The sequence below is a fragment of the Ruegeria sp. G2 genome (assembly GCF_056533505.1).
In genome coordinates, this window is record NZ_JBQFON010000002.1 from 240,309 (window position 1) to 255,925 (window position 15,617).

Consider the following 15,617-nt stretch of genomic DNA (forward strand, 5'->3'; position numbering starts at 1 on the left):
TATCAAGACGGTCGGATCAAGGCTCTGTCGTTTTTTTTGTGCCGTCGCAGCAATGAGTGGATTTTTCTTCCCTGCCTGGGAATCTGGCGCGCAGCCACAGGTTGATGATCCTGCGAGGCCAGTTCAGGGAAAAGCGCAACAATTTCAGCCAGTGCTTCCGGGTGTATAGCCTTTAGCGCCTGTTGCCCGGTGAATAGGCTTTCGGATGGCGCACCTTCGGCCAACACGATCTCATGCCGGTCGAAGAGCATGTGATGGTAGACGACATTCTGAGCGTCCTCTTCGACAGTAATTCCCGGGATGCCAACAAGCTTGTGGGCTGGGACCAGGACTTCCTCGCTGTCGAACATGCGAATCGCGATGTTCGAACGGATCAGCATGCGGTGCTGGGGTGAGACCAAAAGATCACGACGTGGCAGGCCGCTGCCCAGACTACCGGCAGCGATCCGGATAGGGCGTAATCTGGGTTTGCGAGCCAGTTCAGACGCATCAAGCGTTCGCGATCCAATCCAACGAATAACTTGGGGACCGTGATCCAAGGTGACGACTTTGTCACCAGTGGATAGTGTTTCGATCGCGCGAGGTCCGGTTGGTGTATCTATCAGCGTGCCAGCGCAGAAGCAGGGAACAACGGTATCTACTTCAATATTCGCGCCGTTGTCGACAACCGAGCCAACAGTAAGCGTTGTATTAAGTGGGGGTACATCACCGATAAAGCCGAGAAAATAGCCTTGTTCCGCCGTTGGGAAATCGAAATCGCCATCTCCGTTTTCATCCCAGTCCATCACACCAATCTGATAGGTGTTGACGCCATCATTCACTTCGATCGTGTAGTCCCAGATAAACACCTCTCCCATATAGGTCTGGGTCGGGTCGTTCGGGGATTCATTGACGATATTGTCGCCTTCGATAACCGACCCATCCGCACCATCTTCAATCGTGATCTGGCTATATTGGGATATCTGAAACGTGGCCCCAAGCGTCGCAAAGGTCGCCGTGTTGTCTGTCATCGTCGTGTCAGTACGAAAGGCACCGTAGATATTAATTGGCATTGATATTATCCGCCTGGCTTGAGTAGACCACAGGCCGAAGGGAAAACCCCGACCGACAAAGAATTCTGCAAGAGACTGACCACCCTAAATGCAGTTTTCAAGGTTATTCTTCGATTAAAAATATCGGTTTAATGAGGGGATTCTGCGGTTGTTTGGTCAAGATAGATCGTTGTTGGCCTCTGATGACCAAAGATTTGGAATGGGGAACGCTCATCCTCTGCAGTCTTGACTTTCGTTAAGGCAGCTCCACTACCCACGCGGCATTGTCTCCATACTAGCTAATCTGCGCAAAGGAGAGCGCAATGCGAGAAGTCATGACAAAGAGCATGGCTCGCAACATATTCTATGGCGGGTCACTGTTCTTCATCCTCATCTTTCTGGCCCTGTCGGCCCATTCGCACTTGTATATCGTCAACTCCGAGAATTCGGCAAAGCTTGATGAAAGTGTGGTCCGGGGCAAGCATGTCTGGGAAAAACACGCCTGCATCAACTGTCATACTATCATGGGTGAAGGTGCCTACTATGCGCCGGAAGTCGCGAATGTGATGACCCGTTGGGGTGTGCTGGACGACCCGGAATCAGCCTTTGAAGCACTTAAGGGCTGGATGGAAGCACAACCGACCGGCATTCCCGGTCGTCGACAGATGCCCAATTTCAACCTCAGCGACGAAGAGATCCGTGATCTGGCGAACTTCCTGATCTGGACCGACAATATCGACGCTCAGGGCTGGCCGCCCAACGAGGCAGGCTGAGAAAGGGAACGGAGCAATGAAATACGAATCCCAAAAAATCGCCTATGCCTACTTTGCGGTAGCTATGGCCTTGTTCGCGATACAGGTGATCGGCGGCCTTCTGGCCGGTTTCATCTATGTATTCCCGAACTTCCTGAGTGAGCTTCTGCCGTTCAACATCGTGCGGATGCTTCACACCAACTCTTTGATCGTCTGGCTGATCCTTGGCTTCTTTGGAGCGGCCTACTTCCTGATCCCGGAAGAGGCGGAACGTGAAATCCATTCACCCAAGCTGGCTTATCTGCAGCTGATCATTCTTGTGGTCGGCACGCTGGGCGTGGTTGTGACCTATGTCTTCAACCTGTTCGAAGGCAACTGGCTGCTGGGCAAAGAGGGGCGCGAGTTCCTTGAGCAACCCAAATGGGTCAAGATGGGTATCGTCGTGGCCGCGTTGATCTTCCTGTACAACGTGTCGATGACAGTTCTGAAGGGCAAGAAGACTGCCATCACCAACATCCTGTTGTTGGGTCTGTGGGGTCTGGCGCTTCTGTTCCTGTTTGCCTTCTACAACCCGGGAAACCTGAGCCTCGACAAGCAATACTGGTGGTATGTTGTCCACCTGTGGGTCGAAGGTGTGTGGGAGTTGATCATGGCGTCGATCCTGGCTTACCTGATGCTCAAACTAACAGGTGTAGACCGTGAGGTCGTCGAAAAATGGCTTTATGTCATCGTCGCCGCCGCTTTGTTCTCGGGCATCCTTGGGACAGGTCACCACTACTACTGGATCGGTACCCCTGCGTACTGGCAGTGGATCGGTTCGATCTTCTCGAGCCTTGAGGTGATCCCGTTCTTCGCAATGATGGCATTTGCCTTCGTCATGGTCTGGAAGGGCCGTCGTGACCACCCCAACAAGGCCGCACTGCTATGGTCGCTGGGCTGCGCCACGCTCGCCTTCTTTGGTGCCGGTGTCTGGGGCTTCCTGCATACGCTGCACGGGGTGAACTACTATACCCACGGTACACAGATCACCGCCGCGCACGGTCACCTGGCCTTCTACGGTGCCTATGTCTGCCTCAACCTGGCGATCTTCAGCTATGCGATGCCGATCCTGAAGAACCGCGATCCCTATAATCAGGTTCTGAACATGGGCTCGTTCTGGCTGATGACCAGCGGCATGGTCTTCATGACCTTCGTCCTGACCTTCGGCGGTACCGTGCAGACTCACATGCAACGTGTGGTCGGTGACTACTTCATGGACGTACAGGACCAGATTGCGATCTTCTACTGGATGCGTCTCGGCTCTGGTGTGGTTGTGGTCCTTGGCGCGCTGCTGTTCATCTACTCGATCTGGGTTCCCCGGAAAGAGGTGGTCGAACCCGGCCCAATCGAACGCGACCGGCTGGAAAGCGATCCTGACCACGTCGCAGCGGAGTCATGAAGATGGACGGCTCCATGAAACTGAACGAGGGGGCGGCAAACGCCCCCTTCTACCTCGCCCAGGGCGATGAGTGCGATGTGTTCACCGCCGCTTACAACAACGACCTGCCGGTTCTGCTGAAAGGTCCTACAGGCTGCGGCAAGACCCGCTTTGTGGCCCACATGGCCGCAAAACTTGGCCGACCGCTTTACACCGTGGCCTGCCATGATGACCTTGCCGCTGCCGACCTGATTGGCCGCTACCTGTTGAAAGGTGGAGAAACCGTCTGGGTCGATGGCCCCCTGACCCGTGCGGTGCGAGAAGGCGCAATCTGCTATCTGGATGAGGTGGTCGAGGCCCGCAAGGACGTGACCGTCGTGCTGCACCCGCTGACCGACGACCGGCGCATTCTGCCGATCGACCGCACCGGCGAAGAACTTGAGGCCGCGCCCGGCTTTATGTTGGTAGCCTCATATAACCCCGGATACCAGAATATCCTGAAAACCCTGAAACCCTCGACTCGGCAGCGGTTTATTTCGCTGGAATTCGACTTCCCATCGCCCGAGATGGAAGCCGAAGTTGTCGCGCAGGAAAGCGGGCTGGCGCTGGAACGCTGCAAGCCCCTGATCCGGTTGGCGAACAAGCTTCGTGGGCTCAAGGGGCAGGACCTTGAGGAAGGCGTTTCCACCCGTCTGGTTGTCTATGCCGCGACGCTAATCGCACAGGGCATGTCCACCGACCGCGCCATCCTTGCCGCTATGATTGAACCTCTGACTGATGACGAGGACATCAAACGCGGGCTCCTCGATCTTGTCACGGCTGTCTTTGGGTGAGGCCGGCCGATGGTCAGGATCGATTTTGAGCCATGGGAACCCGAAGAAACGATCGGGAAACTGTGGCACACCCTTGCCAGCCGCCTTGATGCACCTGAGGTGCATGATGGAGCCGCGGTCGACCTCTCTGAGGTCGCAGGGCGGCTGGCCGTCCTCTTCCGAGGGCTTGGGGGTAGTCCGGGCGTTGAATTGCGCCCGGTCTCACCCGAGGTTTCACGTCACCGTCTAAGCTGGCGCCGCAAGCTGGCAACCGAGGCCGAGCTAATGCCGCGCGCCTCGTTCGATGGCGAAGTTCTGCGCCTGCCGGACCGGCTGGCCGTATTCCCCGCGCGCGAAGCCAATGGCGCGCTTTTTGTCTGGCTGGCCGCTGCTGCCGCCCATGCCGGAACCCGGATTGATGAAGATGACCCTCTGCGCGCTGACCTGCGCGCGTTGATCGCCGCGCAGAGCATGGTCGAGGCTACTTTGGACGATGCCCCCGGCCTGCGCCCACTTTATACCGAGCTTTGCAAGGGTGTGTTGCATCACCGCGACATCCCTGGCCTGCCTCCTGTGGAGGCCGCGGTCGAGGAACTGGTTCGTTACATGTTGGGCGATCCCGCACCCCTGTCAGAGCGGGCCGAGCAGCTTCTGATCTTGGATGATGATCTGACCGCCCCACGTGGATATCAGCATCTCCGCCCTGTTCCCCTGTGGCCCGAACTGCGCGCCGTCGGATTTTCCGAACACAACGAGGTCGAAAACCCCGATACCGAAGGTCCACCTGAGGAATCAGGGGAGAAAACCCACCGCGCCCGCCGCCGTAAATCGGATCAGGCCAACCGCAGTGACAGTTTCATCCTGCACAAGTTCGAGGCAATCCTCAGCTGGGCCGAGTTCCTGAACATCAATCGCCGCATCGACGATGACGACCCCGATAACGCCAAGAAAGCCGCCGACGATCAGGAAGAAATCGGTTTGGGGCAGATCTCCAAAGCCCCGCCGACCAAGTTGAAACTGCATCTGGACCTCGCGCCCGAGGACGTGAATCGCGAGCGTCTTTCAGGCCGCATCCTCTATCCTGAATGGGACGTGCGCACGGGGCAGTACCTGCCGGACCACGTCAACGTCCTGCTGTCGGATGCCGATATCCGCGAAGACTCGGCTGAATTCGGCAAAGACCCGGCCACCGCCCGCCGCATCCGCGCCGTGAAACGCCAGTTCGAGGCGCTGCGTCCGGGCCGCGTCATGACCCGCGGCCATCTGGACGGCGATCAACTGGATATCGAAGCCGCCGTGCGGGCCGAAACCGATCGCCACGCCAGCGGTGAAGGCAATGAACGCGTCTGGATGCAATCCCGCCCCGAAGCCCGCGATCTGGCCGTTTCGATTCTACTGGATGTCAGCCGCTCCACCGAAAGCGCCGTGACAGGCCGTGCCGTGATCGACATCGAACGCGAGGCACTGGCCGCGCTGGCCTGGGGTCTGAACGCCTGCGGTGACGATTTTGCCATTCACGCTTTCAGCTCGCTGAAACGCCAACGCGTCTACGTGCAGCGCTGCAAACGGTTCGATGAGCCGATGGGCAGATTGGTAGAACAGCGCATCGCGTCCTTGCGTCCGGGCCACTATACAAGGCTGGGTGCGGCGATCCGCCATTGCTCGGCTGATCTGGCCAGTCAATCGCGCAAACGCAGGTTGCTACTGGTGATCACCGATGGCAAACCCAACGATCTGGACCATTACGAAGGCCGTCACGGTATCGAAGACACACGCCAAGCCATCCGCGAGGCACGCCGCGCCGGGCAATCGGTCTTTGGTGTTACCATCGACAAAACCGGTAAAAGCTGGTTCCCGCGTATGTTCGGCCAAGGCGGATTTGCGGTCATCCCCGATCCGCACCGCCTGACTATGGCCCTGCCGCAAATCTACCGCCAACTGGTCGGCGCATGAGTGATACCTCTTTGATCGACGAGCTTCCGGGCGAGTTGTTGATGTGGGTTCTGATCATCTCGGAACTGCTGGTATTCGGCGCTGGCCTGATTGCCTTCATGGGCGTTCGGCTGACCGATCCGGCCGGGTTCGCCGAAGCACAATCGCATCTTTATCGTACCGGAGCGGCGCTCAATACGGCGGTGCTGGTCACCTCTGGCTATCTGGCGGCGCAAGCACTGCACTGGCGGCAGATCGCGCGTCGGCTCGCCGCCCGTCTGGCACTGATCGCCGCCGCCGCGCTGGGCGTGGTATTCCTTGTCATCAAGGGCGTGGAATACGCGGGCAAAGCTGCACAGGGGATCACCTACGAGACCCACCCGTTCTTCCTGTTCTACTACCTGCTGACCGGCTTCCACGCCGCTCATGTGCTGGCAGGTGTCGGCATCCTGCTGCTGGTCGCCTGGCGCGATGACCCCCGCAACATCGAGGCAGGTGCGCAGTTCTGGCACATGGTCGATCTGGTCTGGATCCTGCTTTTCCCCGTGATCTACCTGTTGGGATAATACGGATGCCCGCAGCTTCATCTTTTCCTAAATACGCCCGCCGGAGACTCCCGAATGCGCTCACACGCGCATGGCTAACCCTTCTGATGCTCAGCGTCGCATCTGCACTGCTGACTGTGCTGCCCATCCCGCCTGCCGTCCTGGCCGGCGGCATTCTGATCCTCGCACTTGCGAAATGCCGCGTCATCCTAGCTCGTTATCTTGATCTCGCAAACAGCCCGGTCTGGCTGCGGGGTTTCACCATGGTGACTACAGGATTTGCCATGATCATCTTCGTCCTCTACCTGATCTGACCAAAAAAACGCCGCCTCCGAAGAGACGGCGAAGTGTCACGCAAGGGGGCGCTTCTTAATTACTGGGCGGCCATCGGCATCCGCGCGATCTGACAGCGTTGCCAGAGGGCAGACAGCGCGCCGACAAGATGGTCGATATCCTCATCCGTATGGACGGGCGACGGCGTGATCCGCAGACGCTCGGTCCCTTTCGGAACTGTGGGATAGTTGATCGGCTGGATATAGATGCCGAACTCTTCCAGCAGCGTGTCCGAGATGAACTTGCACTTCACCGGATCGCCCACCATCACCGGAATGATGTGGCTGGGGTTTGGGATATGAGGGATACCTTCCGCATCCAAACGGGCCCGGACCTGCGCCACACGGGCTTTCTGTAAGTCGCGTTCAGTATTCGATTGTTTCAGATGCCGGATCGAGGCTGCAGCTCCAGCTGCGATAGAAGGCGGCAAGGCGGTGGTGAAAATGAAACCGCTGGCGAAGCTGCGCACGAAATCACACAGCGCAGCGGAGGCAGCGATGTACCCGCCCACCACACCGAACGCTTTGCCCAGCGTCCCTTCGATCACCGTCAGGCGATCCATCAGCCCTTCGCGTTCGGCGATGCCACCGCCGCGCGGGCCGTAAAGACCAACCGCATGAACCTCATCCAGATAGGTCATCGCGCCGTATTTGTCGGCCAGATCGCAGATCTCTTTGATGGGGGCGATGTCGCCGTCCATCGAATAGACTGACTCGAAGGCGATCATCTTGGGTGCATCTGGATCAGCGGCGGCCAGCTTGGCCTCAAGGTCTTCCAGATCGTTGTGTTTCCAGATCACCTTCTGCGCTCGCGAGTGGCGGATGCCTTCGATCATCGAGGCGTGGTTCAGGGCATCAGAGAACACGATCAGGTCGGGGATTTTTGCGGCGAGGGTGCCAAGAGCTGCCCAATTCGAAACATACCCGGAAGTAAACAGAAGCGCGGATTCCTTTCCGTGCAAATCCGCCAGTTCGGCCTCAAGCAGCACGTGATCATGCGTGGTGCCTGATATGTTCCGCGTGCCGCCTGCCCCCGCGCCGCAGCGATCCAATGCGTCATGCATCGCGCCGATCACCGAGGGGTGCTGACCCATGCCGAGATAGTCGTTCGAGCACCAGATCCGCACATTCCGCTGGACCGAGCCATCCGTCTGGCGTGCGTTCGGAAAAGAACCACAACGACGTTGCAAGTCTATGAAAACACGATAATTCCCTTCTTCCCGAAGGTCATTGAGGCTTTGACTGAAATAACGCTCGTAGTCCATGTTACGTGCTCCCCGGAATACTGGCTTTGGGCCGAGAATAGGGCAGTGAACCAACCCGCAACATGACAATAGTCAAGTTTACACAACATAAAACTATGGTGCACAACTGCCGGCTCTGGCATAGCGTGGGACAGGGATGGACCAACCGAGCGCGCGCGCCGGCAGGAAGTAACAGGGGTATTCTCTTGTCTCACGAAGCACAAAAAGCGATCGCACGTCAGTCGCTGCTGCTGCGCAGTTTACCGGAACAGCATGTGGAAACGCTGCTGAGCCACGCGATCTGGCGTCAGTATGACCGTGGTGAGACGATATTCCTGCAGGAGGAAACGGCGCAGGCCATACACGTCGTATTGGAGGGTTGGGTCAAACTGTTCCGCATGACCCCAACCGGTGCCGAAGCGGTAGTCAGCGTCTTTACCCGTGGCGACAGTTTTGGTGAAGCCGTGGCGCTGCGCAACGTGCCCTATCCGGTCTCGGCCGAGGCCGTTTCGGCCTGTGATGTCATGCACATTCCCAGCCCAATCCTGATTTCGCTGATGAAGGAAGACCCCGAGATCGGGATCTCGATCCTGGCCGCGACCTTCACCCATCTGCACTCGCTGGTGGCGCAGCTGGAACAGCTCAAGGCGCAGACCGGCGCACAGCGCGTGGCCGAGTTTTTGCTGAACCTCTGTGACACTGATGCGGGTGAGTGCGAAGTATCTCTGCCTTATGACAAGATGCTGATCGCGGGTCGTCTGGGTATGAAACCCGAAAGCCTGAGCCGGGCGTTTTCAAGGCTTAAGGCGGTGGGGGTAAAGATCAACCGCAACCACGCTGTAATATCGGATATAGCATTGCTGCGGGATTATGCCGAAAGTGATCCGGCGGAAAACTGGGGTCGGTAACCCGGCATTGCTGCCGGGTTGACCTGTTCAGACTGTCGCGCCCTTGCGGCGAATGGCGGTGCCAAGGGTACCGGCACAGACGCCAACGATGATCGCGATGATTAGCGCCATGGCTCCGACATGGGAAAATTGCCACCCGGCAAAAAGCAGTGGTGCGATCAGGCCTACCAGACCGCCCAATAGGGCCCCCAACCAATATTGGCGGGTCATCATGCCCAGTGCCAGACCCAGAATGCCGGGTAGGCCCAATACGTTGCCGCCGATGGTTCCAAGTATTTCTAACATCTCTGTCCCACCTTAATCCGAGCTTTTGTTCAGGAACGCGCGGATGTCGTCTCCTGAAGCGGCTGCGTGTTCCTGCAGAACCTCGCCGTCTATCTCTTTCGCAATCTTTTCATACGTTTCCAGATAGTTGGGTGGGAGGCTGTGCGCGATACCCTGATGGCAGTCGATACAGGTCATGCCGTTATCGATCGCGCGCTGGTGTTCATTGGCGGCCCGGGTTTCCTGAATCGTGAAGTCCATATAGTCGAAGTTGTGACAGTTACGGCATTCCCGGCTGTCGGATGCTTTCATCTTCTTCCAAACGGCCGTCGCCATAGCGAGACGATGATCCTCATACTTCTCGGGCGTGCTGATCGTGCCTGCCAGTTCGTGGTAGACATCCTTCACGGCCATGATCTTGGCTTTGATCTTATGGTTCCACTCGTCCGGGACGTGGCAATCCGAACAGATCGCCCGCACGCCCGAATGGTTGTTGTAGTGGATCGTCTCACGGTATTCGCCGAGATTGACCTCCATCGTGTGACACGAGGTGCAGAACTCTTCTGTATTCGTCAGTTCCAGCGTCCAGTGGAACCCACCCCAGAACAGGATGCCTGCCAGAAATCCGGCAAGCAGGGTGAAACCAACGCTGAGGACGGCGATCGGGCTCCAGAACCAGGTCCAGAGGCGCCGGATGAGCCCTTGTTTTTCTTGGGAGTCGGACATTTCGCGCTCTCCTTTTCGACCTGAGTTTAGTTTCCGGAGGAAGGTTCAAAAGTGTTGTCGACCAGCGGCAGCGCATCGGCCTGCGGCACGTGGCACTGGTTGCAGAAATACCGAGTGCCTGCGATCTGATCTAACTCACGGCCTTCGCGGTCCAGATAGTGGGTCATCGACAGCGTTGGCGCATTGCGCTCACCGGCTTTGGTCCAGTCGTGGCACGACAGGCACTGGTTGGTGCGCAGGTCGATCTGGTACTGTTCGATCGAGTGCGGGATCAGCGGCGGCTGCTGGCGATAGTTGCGCTGCATGCGGCCTTCGACCGTGCGATGCACCTGATCAAGAACGGCAGGTTCATCTACCTCGGCACCGCGCAGGCTGTTGACCCCGGCAGATTGTGCAAGGGCCAGGCCACCGAGGAGCAGCGGCGGGATCAGGGCAAGGCCCACTAGGATCGGCTTTTTCATCTTCTCACTCCTTCAAAAAGGTCTTGAGGCGCGCGGCTCGGGCGCGGCGGTTGGTTTCGGTGGCGCGACAGTCAGGGCGTCGAACCGATGGGTGAATTTGAAAACGTCTTCGGCGCAGATATCGATGCAGCGCCCGCAATTGGTGCAGTCGGGCGACAGGATCAGCGGGGTGTCTTTGCCCTTCAGCGCCGGAGAGATGACGTGGTTTTCCGGGCAAACGGCGTAACAATCCATGCAATCGTCACAGGCGGTTCGGTTGGTGGCGCTGACCCGCAGCATTGCTTTGCTGCCGATCAATCCGTAGAACGCGCCCACCGGGCAGACATGTCCACACCATCCGTGGCGCGAGACAAATAGATCGAACAGGAAGATTGCGGCGATCATTGCCCAGACGAACCCCATGCCAAAGATCAACCCGCGATGCAGCATGGTGATGGGGTTGACCAGCTCCCACGCGATGGCTCCGGTCAGGCCTGAGACGATAAGCACAGTGGCCATAATCCACAGCCGAGTGCCACGTTTGGGTTGCCAGCCTTTTTGCAGGCCCAGCTTGCGGTGCAGCCAATGCGCGCCGTCGGTTACGGGGTTGATCGGGCAGACCCACGAGCAATAGACGCGACCTCCGATCAACGCGTAAGCAACCAGGACGATGGCGGCACCGATGGCGGCAGTCAGCTCGGGCCAGTGCCCGGCGATCAGGCTTTGCAGAAAAACAAACGGATCGGTCAGGGGCAGCACGCCCAGCGTCAGCGACCCGGCCAGAGTGCCCTGCACGATCCAGATCCCGAACCATGGGCCCAGCAGAAACAGCACCAGAAAGAACAGCTGACTGGCGCGGCGCAGCAGCAGGTATTTATGGGCACTCAACCAACCTTTGCTAGCGATGGCCTCTTGCCCCAGTGGCATATTTGTGCGGGCGGTCATTGGGTGACCTCCGGCAACTTGAAGCTGGGCTCAAACCCGCCCGGTGCGACAAGGTTATCGGTGCCCGGTCCCGGCAAGCGGTCTGGCAGGTCGATAATGCCTTCGACGACGGGCGCGCCTTTGGCTTCTTTCTCTTCCCAGCCCTTGCGATAGTGATCTGCGCTGCTGCCCCGGGCCAATCGGGTGGGAAGAACTTTGATCGCAGCTTCGGGCAGAACGCAGCTTTTCTCGCAAACGCCACATCCGGTGCAATGATCGGCATGAACGGTTGGAATGAAGATCGCATGACTGCCTGAGCGGGCGTTGTGTTCGGTTTCCAGAGTGATGGCGTCGTCGATGATGGGGCAGACGCGGTAACAGACGTCGCAACGCAGGCCGAGGAAGTTCAGGCAGTTCTCCTGATCGACCAGAACGGCCACACCCATCTTGGCGTCGTCGATATTGTCCAGCCCGGGGTCCAGCGCCCCGGTGGGGCAGGCCGCGACACAGGGGATGTCGTCACACATCTCGCACGGAACATCGCGGGCGGTGAAATACGGTGTTCCAGTGGCAACCGCATCTACACCCAGTTCCGCCAGTTTCAGCGTGTCATAGGGACATTCCCGCACGCACAATCCACAGCGGATACAGGCTGACAGGAAGTCTTTTTCCGGCAAGGCACCGGGGGGTCGCAAGGCCTCGGCTGGCAACGCCCGTGCGTCTCGCGCCAGCCAGGCCAACAGGGACCCGGCTGCCACGCAGCCGCCCGCTGCGCGCGCCGAGTCCTGCAGGAACCGGCGCCGCTGCGGCGAGAGAGGAGAGCCAACACGAGACATGGGTCTTACCTTTGCCTTGCCTGCCCTTTACGCGCGCTCGATCTTACAGGCGCATTTCTTGAAGTCGGTCTCTTTCGACAACGGGCAGGTCGCGTCCAAGGTCAGTTTGTTGGTCAACTGGCCCTCGTCAAACCATGGCATGAAGACCAGACCGCGCGGAACTTTGTTACGGCCGCGGGTTTCGACCCGGCTGTTGACCTCGCCGCGGCGGGTGGAAAGAACGATCTCCTGCCCGCGCCGCAGACCACGCTCGCGCGCATCGTCTGGGTGCATGTAGACAACGGCGGCGGGATAGGCGCGGTGCAGTTCTGGCACGCGGCGGGTCATAGAACCCGAATGCCAATGCTCCAGCACGCGACCAGTGCAGAGCCACAGGTTGAATTCCTCATCCGGTTCCTCAGGGGCGGGTTCGTATGGGGCAAAAATGATCTTGGCCTTGCCATCCTTATGGCCATAGAACTTCACATCCGCACCTTCGGGCACGTAAGGATCATAGCCTTCACGGAAGCGGTACAGTGTTTCCTTGCCGTCCACGACCGGCCAGCGCAAGCCGCGCGCCTGGTGGTAAGTTTCGAACGGGGCCAGATCGTGCGCGTGGCCGCGGCCAAACTCGGCATACTCCTCGAACAGGCCTTTCTGGACGTAGTAACCAAAGTGCTCGGATTCGTCGTTATCGAACCCTTCCGCGGTCTCAGACAGCGGGAACTGGTCGATCGTGCCATTGGCGAACAGCACGTCATACATGGTTTTACCACGATGTTCGGGCATGGTGGCCAGCAACTCTTCACCCCAAACCTCTTCGACGGTGAAGCGTTTGGAGAACTCTATCAGCTGCCAGAGATCCGATTTCGCCTCACCCGGAGCTTTGACCTGTTGCCGCCAGAACTGAGTGCGGCGCTCGGCGTTACCATAGGCACCTTCCTTCTCGACCCACATGGCGGTGGGCAGGATCAAGTCAGCGGACAGGGCGGTCACGGTCGGATAAGGGTCTGAGACGGCGATGAAGTTTTCCGGGTTGCGATAACCGGGATAGCCTTCTTCGTTGATGTTTGGTGCGGCCTGCATGTTGTTGGTGCACTGCACCCAATAGGCGTTCAGATCACCGTCTTTCAGTTTGCGGTGCTGCAATACGGCGTGGAACCCGGGTTTGGGCGGGATGGTGCCCGCAGGGATTTTCCACGCAGTTTCGCAGATCTCGCGGTGCTTGTCGTTTGCCACAACCATATCGGCGGGCAGACGGTGAGCGAAGGTCCCGACCTCACGTGCCGTGCCACAGGCCGATGGCTGACCGGTTAGCGAGAAGGGCGAGTTGCCGGGCTCTGAAATCTTACCGACCAGCAGGTGCACGTTGTACATCAGTGAGTTCACCCACGATCCGCGGGTGTGCTGGTTGAAGCCCATGGTCCACAGGCTCATCACCTTGCGGTTTGGATCTGCATATTGCTGGGCCAGACGCTCGAGCTGAGAGGCAGGAACCCCGGAAAGTTCCGATGTGTATTCCAGCGTGTATTCCGAAACCGCCTCGGCATATTCTTCGAAGCTGATCGGTTCCAATTTTCCCGAGTTCGGGTTTTCAGCCTCTTGCTGCAGCGGGTTGTTGTCACGCAGGCCATAACCGATGTCTGTGGCGGTCTTGGTGATGTTGACGTGGTTCTTGACGAACTCTTCATTCACCGCGCCGTTCTGGATGATGTAATTGGCGATGTAGTTCAGGATCGCCAGATCGGTCTGCGGCGCGAAGACCATGCCGTTATCGGCCAGCTCGAACGAGCGGTGTTCATAAGTCGACAGCACATGCACTTCGGATCCTGGTTTGGTCAGACGCGTGTCGGTCAGGCGTGACCACAGAATGGGGTGCATCTCAGCCATGTTCGAGCCCCAGAGCACGAACGTATCGGCATGTTCAAAATCGTCGTAGCAGCCCATCGGCTCGTCAATGCCAAATGTCCGCATAAAGCCGACAACCGCAGAGGCCATGCAGTGGCGCGCGTTAGGGTCGATGTTGTTGGACCGAAATCCCGCTTTCATCATCTTGGCAGCGGCATAACCTTCCCAGACAGTCCACTGGCCCGAGCCGAACATACCCACACTGGTTGGCCCTTTCTTGGCAAGGGCCTCTTTCCACTTGGCGGCCATGACGTCGAAGGCTTCGTCCCAGCTGACGGGTTCGAATTCACCATTCTTATCGTATTCGCCATTGGTCTTGCGCAGCATCGGCGTGGTCAGACGGTCTTTGCCGTACATGATCTTGGACAGGAAATAGCCCTTGATGCAGTTCAGGCCACGGTTCACCGGCGCGTCCGGGTCGCCTTGAGTGGCAACCACGCGCCCGTCTTTGGTGCCAACCAGGACCGAGCAGCCAGTGCCGCAGAACCGGCAGGCGGCTTTGTCCCAGCGAATATCAGGGTTCCCGGCCTGAGCGTTTGCTTGTCCGGTTGCAAGCGGCAAACCTGCGGCTGAGGCTGTCGCAGCGGCGGCAGTTGATTTCAAAAAGGTCCGGCGGGATTCAGAGATGGTCATGACATGGGTCTCCGGCTTTAGTTCTGGCGAGAAGCGTTAAGGTGCGGACGGGTCTCCGCGAGGTCTTCGAAATGGTGATAAGTCAGGGTCAGAGAGATCACACCCGGGATCTGATGCAGATCCATGATCGTCTCGGATGCCAATTTTTCCGGCGTATCCTCGACCACAACAACAATGCGGCCATCCTCGGATGCCGCGTGAACCTCTGCCCCTTTTGTACCCGCAATCGTGGCCTGTGCACTCTGCGTGGTTTCGGGGGTTACATGGACGAGGCATCCACAGATGTTCATTAGGCGACCTCCTGCGTGGGCGGGGTGCGGCGTTCAAAGCTGACGGAACCGGCGGGGCAGGCGCTGGCGCAGGCGCCGCAGCCGGTGCAAATATCGGTGTCGAGTACGGGTTCGGCGCGGCCACCGGTCTGCAATTGAAAGCGGATTGCACGGTGGTCGCAGATATCCTGACAGACCCGACAGCTGACGCCGTTCATCGACAGGCACGAGGCAGCAACTTTGGCGCGCCAAGGCCAGTCGGCTATATGTTCGGGGTTCAATGCTCCGGTCGGGCAAGCATTGGCGCAATCACCGCAGAATGTGCAGGGGCCTGCATCCAGTTGGACGACGGGGAAGCCTTGCGTGTCGAACTTGATTATGTCTTCGGGACATGCCTCGCGGCATTCGTCGCATTGCGTGCACAGCTCAAGAAACTCGGCTGCATCTGCCCCAGGCGGGCGGATGGAGTTTTGATCATTGCGCAGCACTTTTCCCTTAAGAAACGCACGGCGGCTGGCTAGCTTGTTCATTCGCTTGCGACCTTATGCATAAAGGGCAAGGAGCAGCCTCACCCCGAGTCGGGTTCTAGTGTAACCCGAACATCAGGATATTGACCTATGTCATTTTCAAAGCTGTTATTTCCCCGCAGAGGCAAAAAACATGTG

The 15,617-nt window shown here is 58.4% G+C and carries 17 protein-coding genes; 7 read left to right on the plus strand and 10 right to left on the minus strand.

Annotated elements, in window-relative coordinates:
* Nucleotides 1-2: 2 nt before the first annotated feature.
* A complete protein-coding gene (locus ACR0DU_RS05790) occupies nucleotides 3-1,052 on the minus strand; it encodes a Hint domain-containing protein (protein WP_170780169.1) in 1,050 nt (349 codons plus the stop codon).
* A gap of 302 nt (nucleotides 1,053-1,354) precedes the next feature.
* Between ACR0DU_RS05790 and ACR0DU_RS05795 the strand changes: the two genes are divergently transcribed.
* From ACR0DU_RS05795 to ACR0DU_RS05820, 6 genes are read left to right on the plus strand one after another with little or no spacing between them, the layout of a single operon-like run.
* Nucleotides 1,355-1,804: a c-type cytochrome gene (locus ACR0DU_RS05795; RefSeq protein WP_010443109.1), complete on the plus strand. Its 450-nt coding sequence runs from the start codon at nucleotides 1,355-1,357 to the stop codon at nucleotides 1,802-1,804.
* A 16-nt stretch (nucleotides 1,805-1,820) separates the two neighbouring features.
* Nucleotides 1,821-3,221: a cbb3-type cytochrome c oxidase subunit I gene (locus tag ACR0DU_RS05800; RefSeq protein ID WP_010443110.1), complete on the plus strand. Its 1,401-nt coding sequence runs from the start codon at nucleotides 1,821-1,823 to the stop codon at nucleotides 3,219-3,221.
* 2 nt (nucleotides 3,222-3,223) lie between these two features.
* Nucleotides 3,224-4,033 (plus strand): CbbQ/NirQ/NorQ/GpvN family protein, encoded by an 810-nt coding sequence (locus ACR0DU_RS05805; protein WP_170587458.1) that lies wholly within the window; start codon nucleotides 3,224-3,226, stop codon nucleotides 4,031-4,033.
* A gap of 9 nt (nucleotides 4,034-4,042) precedes the next feature.
* Nucleotides 4,043-5,965 (plus strand): VWA domain-containing protein, encoded by a 1,923-nt coding sequence (locus ACR0DU_RS05810; RefSeq protein WP_170780170.1) that lies wholly within the window; start codon nucleotides 4,043-4,045, stop codon nucleotides 5,963-5,965.
* Complete coding sequence (locus ACR0DU_RS05815) at nucleotides 5,962-6,510, plus strand: cytochrome c oxidase subunit 3 (protein WP_170780171.1); 549 nt, start codon at nucleotides 5,962-5,964, stop codon at nucleotides 6,508-6,510. Before ACR0DU_RS05810 ends, ACR0DU_RS05815 begins: the two co-directional genes overlap by 4 nt.
* A gap of 5 nt (nucleotides 6,511-6,515) precedes the next feature.
* The gene (locus ACR0DU_RS05820; protein WP_480872994.1) at nucleotides 6,516-6,803 is read left to right on the plus strand and encodes a cytochrome C oxidase subunit IV family protein; all 288 of its coding nucleotides are present in this window, start codon (nucleotides 6,516-6,518) and stop codon (nucleotides 6,801-6,803) included.
* Between the two features lie 59 nt (nucleotides 6,804-6,862).
* Here ACR0DU_RS05820 and hemA read toward each other — a convergent pair whose 3' ends face one another.
* On the minus strand, nucleotides 6,863-8,086 hold the full coding sequence (gene hemA, locus ACR0DU_RS05825) for a 5-aminolevulinate synthase (protein ID WP_480717167.1): 1,224 nt from the start codon (nucleotides 8,084-8,086) through the stop codon (nucleotides 6,863-6,865).
* 185 nt (nucleotides 8,087-8,271) lie between these two features.
* On the opposite strand from hemA, the gene ACR0DU_RS05830 reads away from it, so the two are divergent.
* Nucleotides 8,272-8,973 (plus strand): Crp/Fnr family transcriptional regulator, encoded by a 702-nt coding sequence (locus tag ACR0DU_RS05830; protein ID WP_170471352.1) that lies wholly within the window; start codon nucleotides 8,272-8,274, stop codon nucleotides 8,971-8,973.
* 27 nt (nucleotides 8,974-9,000) lie between these two features.
* Here ACR0DU_RS05830 and ACR0DU_RS05835 read toward each other — a convergent pair whose 3' ends face one another.
* Genes ACR0DU_RS05835 through napF form a run of 8 tightly spaced genes read right to left on the minus strand, consistent with a single transcriptional unit; the run spans nucleotide 9,001 to nucleotide 15,482 of the window.
* Nucleotides 9,001-9,258 (minus strand): hypothetical protein, encoded by a 258-nt coding sequence (locus ACR0DU_RS05835; RefSeq protein WP_010443117.1) that lies wholly within the window; start codon nucleotides 9,256-9,258, stop codon nucleotides 9,001-9,003.
* A gap of 12 nt (nucleotides 9,259-9,270) precedes the next feature.
* Nucleotides 9,271-9,963: a NapC/NirT family cytochrome c gene (locus ACR0DU_RS05840; RefSeq protein WP_170471354.1), complete on the minus strand. Its 693-nt coding sequence runs from the start codon at nucleotides 9,961-9,963 to the stop codon at nucleotides 9,271-9,273.
* Between the two features lie 26 nt (nucleotides 9,964-9,989).
* Nucleotides 9,990-10,424, minus strand: coding sequence for a nitrate reductase cytochrome c-type subunit (locus tag ACR0DU_RS05845; RefSeq protein WP_170398181.1), 435 nt, complete (start codon nucleotides 10,422-10,424; stop codon nucleotides 9,990-9,992).
* A 12-nt stretch (nucleotides 10,425-10,436) separates the two neighbouring features.
* On the minus strand, nucleotides 10,437-11,348 hold the full coding sequence (napH, locus tag ACR0DU_RS05850) for a quinol dehydrogenase ferredoxin subunit NapH (protein WP_480872996.1): 912 nt from the start codon (nucleotides 11,346-11,348) through the stop codon (nucleotides 10,437-10,439).
* Entirely contained in the window at nucleotides 11,345-12,163 is an 819-nt protein-coding gene (gene napG / locus ACR0DU_RS05855) for a ferredoxin-type protein NapG (protein WP_480872998.1), read from the minus strand. Before napG ends, napH begins: the two co-directional genes overlap by 4 nt.
* A gap of 27 nt (nucleotides 12,164-12,190) precedes the next feature.
* Complete coding sequence (napA, locus tag ACR0DU_RS05860; RefSeq protein WP_480873000.1) at nucleotides 12,191-14,683, minus strand: nitrate reductase catalytic subunit NapA; 2,493 nt, start codon at nucleotides 14,681-14,683, stop codon at nucleotides 12,191-12,193.
* 17 nt (nucleotides 14,684-14,700) lie between these two features.
* A complete protein-coding gene (locus tag ACR0DU_RS05865; protein ID WP_010443123.1) occupies nucleotides 14,701-14,973 on the minus strand; it encodes a chaperone NapD in 273 nt (90 codons plus the stop codon).
* Nucleotides 14,973-15,482: a ferredoxin-type protein NapF gene (gene napF / locus ACR0DU_RS05870; protein WP_480873002.1), complete on the minus strand. Its 510-nt coding sequence runs from the start codon at nucleotides 15,480-15,482 to the stop codon at nucleotides 14,973-14,975. Before napF ends, ACR0DU_RS05865 begins: the two co-directional genes overlap by 1 nt.
* Nucleotides 15,483-15,617 lie beyond the last annotated feature (135 nt).

Coding starts and splice junctions, on each gene's coding strand:
- ACR0DU_RS05815 (WP_170780171.1), top strand. CDS start 5,962: ATGAGTGATACCTCTTTGATCGACGAGCTTCCGGGCGAGTTGTTGATG.
- ACR0DU_RS05800 (WP_010443110.1), top strand. CDS start 1,821: ATGAAATACGAATCCCAAAAAATCGCCTATGCCTACTTTGCGGTAGCT.
- ACR0DU_RS05820 (WP_480872994.1), top strand. CDS start 6,516: ATGCCCGCAGCTTCATCTTTTCCTAAATACGCCCGCCGGAGACTCCCG.
- ACR0DU_RS05840 (WP_170471354.1), bottom strand. CDS start 9,963: ATGTCCGACTCCCAAGAAAAACAAGGGCTCATCCGGCGCCTCTGGACC.
- napF (WP_480873002.1), bottom strand. CDS start 15,482: ATGAACAAGCTAGCCAGCCGCCGTGCGTTTCTTAAGGGAAAAGTGCTG.
- napG (WP_480872998.1), bottom strand. CDS start 12,163: ATGTCTCGTGTTGGCTCTCCTCTCTCGCCGCAGCGGCGCCGGTTCCTG.
- ACR0DU_RS05810 (WP_170780170.1), top strand. CDS start 4,043: ATGGTCAGGATCGATTTTGAGCCATGGGAACCCGAAGAAACGATCGGG.
- napH (WP_480872996.1), bottom strand. CDS start 11,348: ATGACCGCCCGCACAAATATGCCACTGGGGCAAGAGGCCATCGCTAGC.
- ACR0DU_RS05865 (WP_010443123.1), bottom strand. CDS start 14,973: ATGAACATCTGTGGATGCCTCGTCCATGTAACCCCCGAAACCACGCAG.
- ACR0DU_RS05845 (WP_170398181.1), bottom strand. CDS start 10,424: ATGAAAAAGCCGATCCTAGTGGGCCTTGCCCTGATCCCGCCGCTGCTC.
- ACR0DU_RS05790 (WP_170780169.1), bottom strand. CDS start 1,052: ATGCCAATTAATATCTACGGTGCCTTTCGTACTGACACGACGATGACA.
- hemA (WP_480717167.1), bottom strand. CDS start 8,086: ATGGACTACGAGCGTTATTTCAGTCAAAGCCTCAATGACCTTCGGGAA.
- ACR0DU_RS05795 (WP_010443109.1), top strand. CDS start 1,355: ATGCGAGAAGTCATGACAAAGAGCATGGCTCGCAACATATTCTATGGC.
- napA (WP_480873000.1), bottom strand. CDS start 14,683: ATGACCATCTCTGAATCCCGCCGGACCTTTTTGAAATCAACTGCCGCC.
- ACR0DU_RS05835 (WP_010443117.1), bottom strand. CDS start 9,258: ATGTTAGAAATACTTGGAACCATCGGCGGCAACGTATTGGGCCTACCC.
- ACR0DU_RS05805 (WP_170587458.1), top strand. CDS start 3,224: ATGGACGGCTCCATGAAACTGAACGAGGGGGCGGCAAACGCCCCCTTC.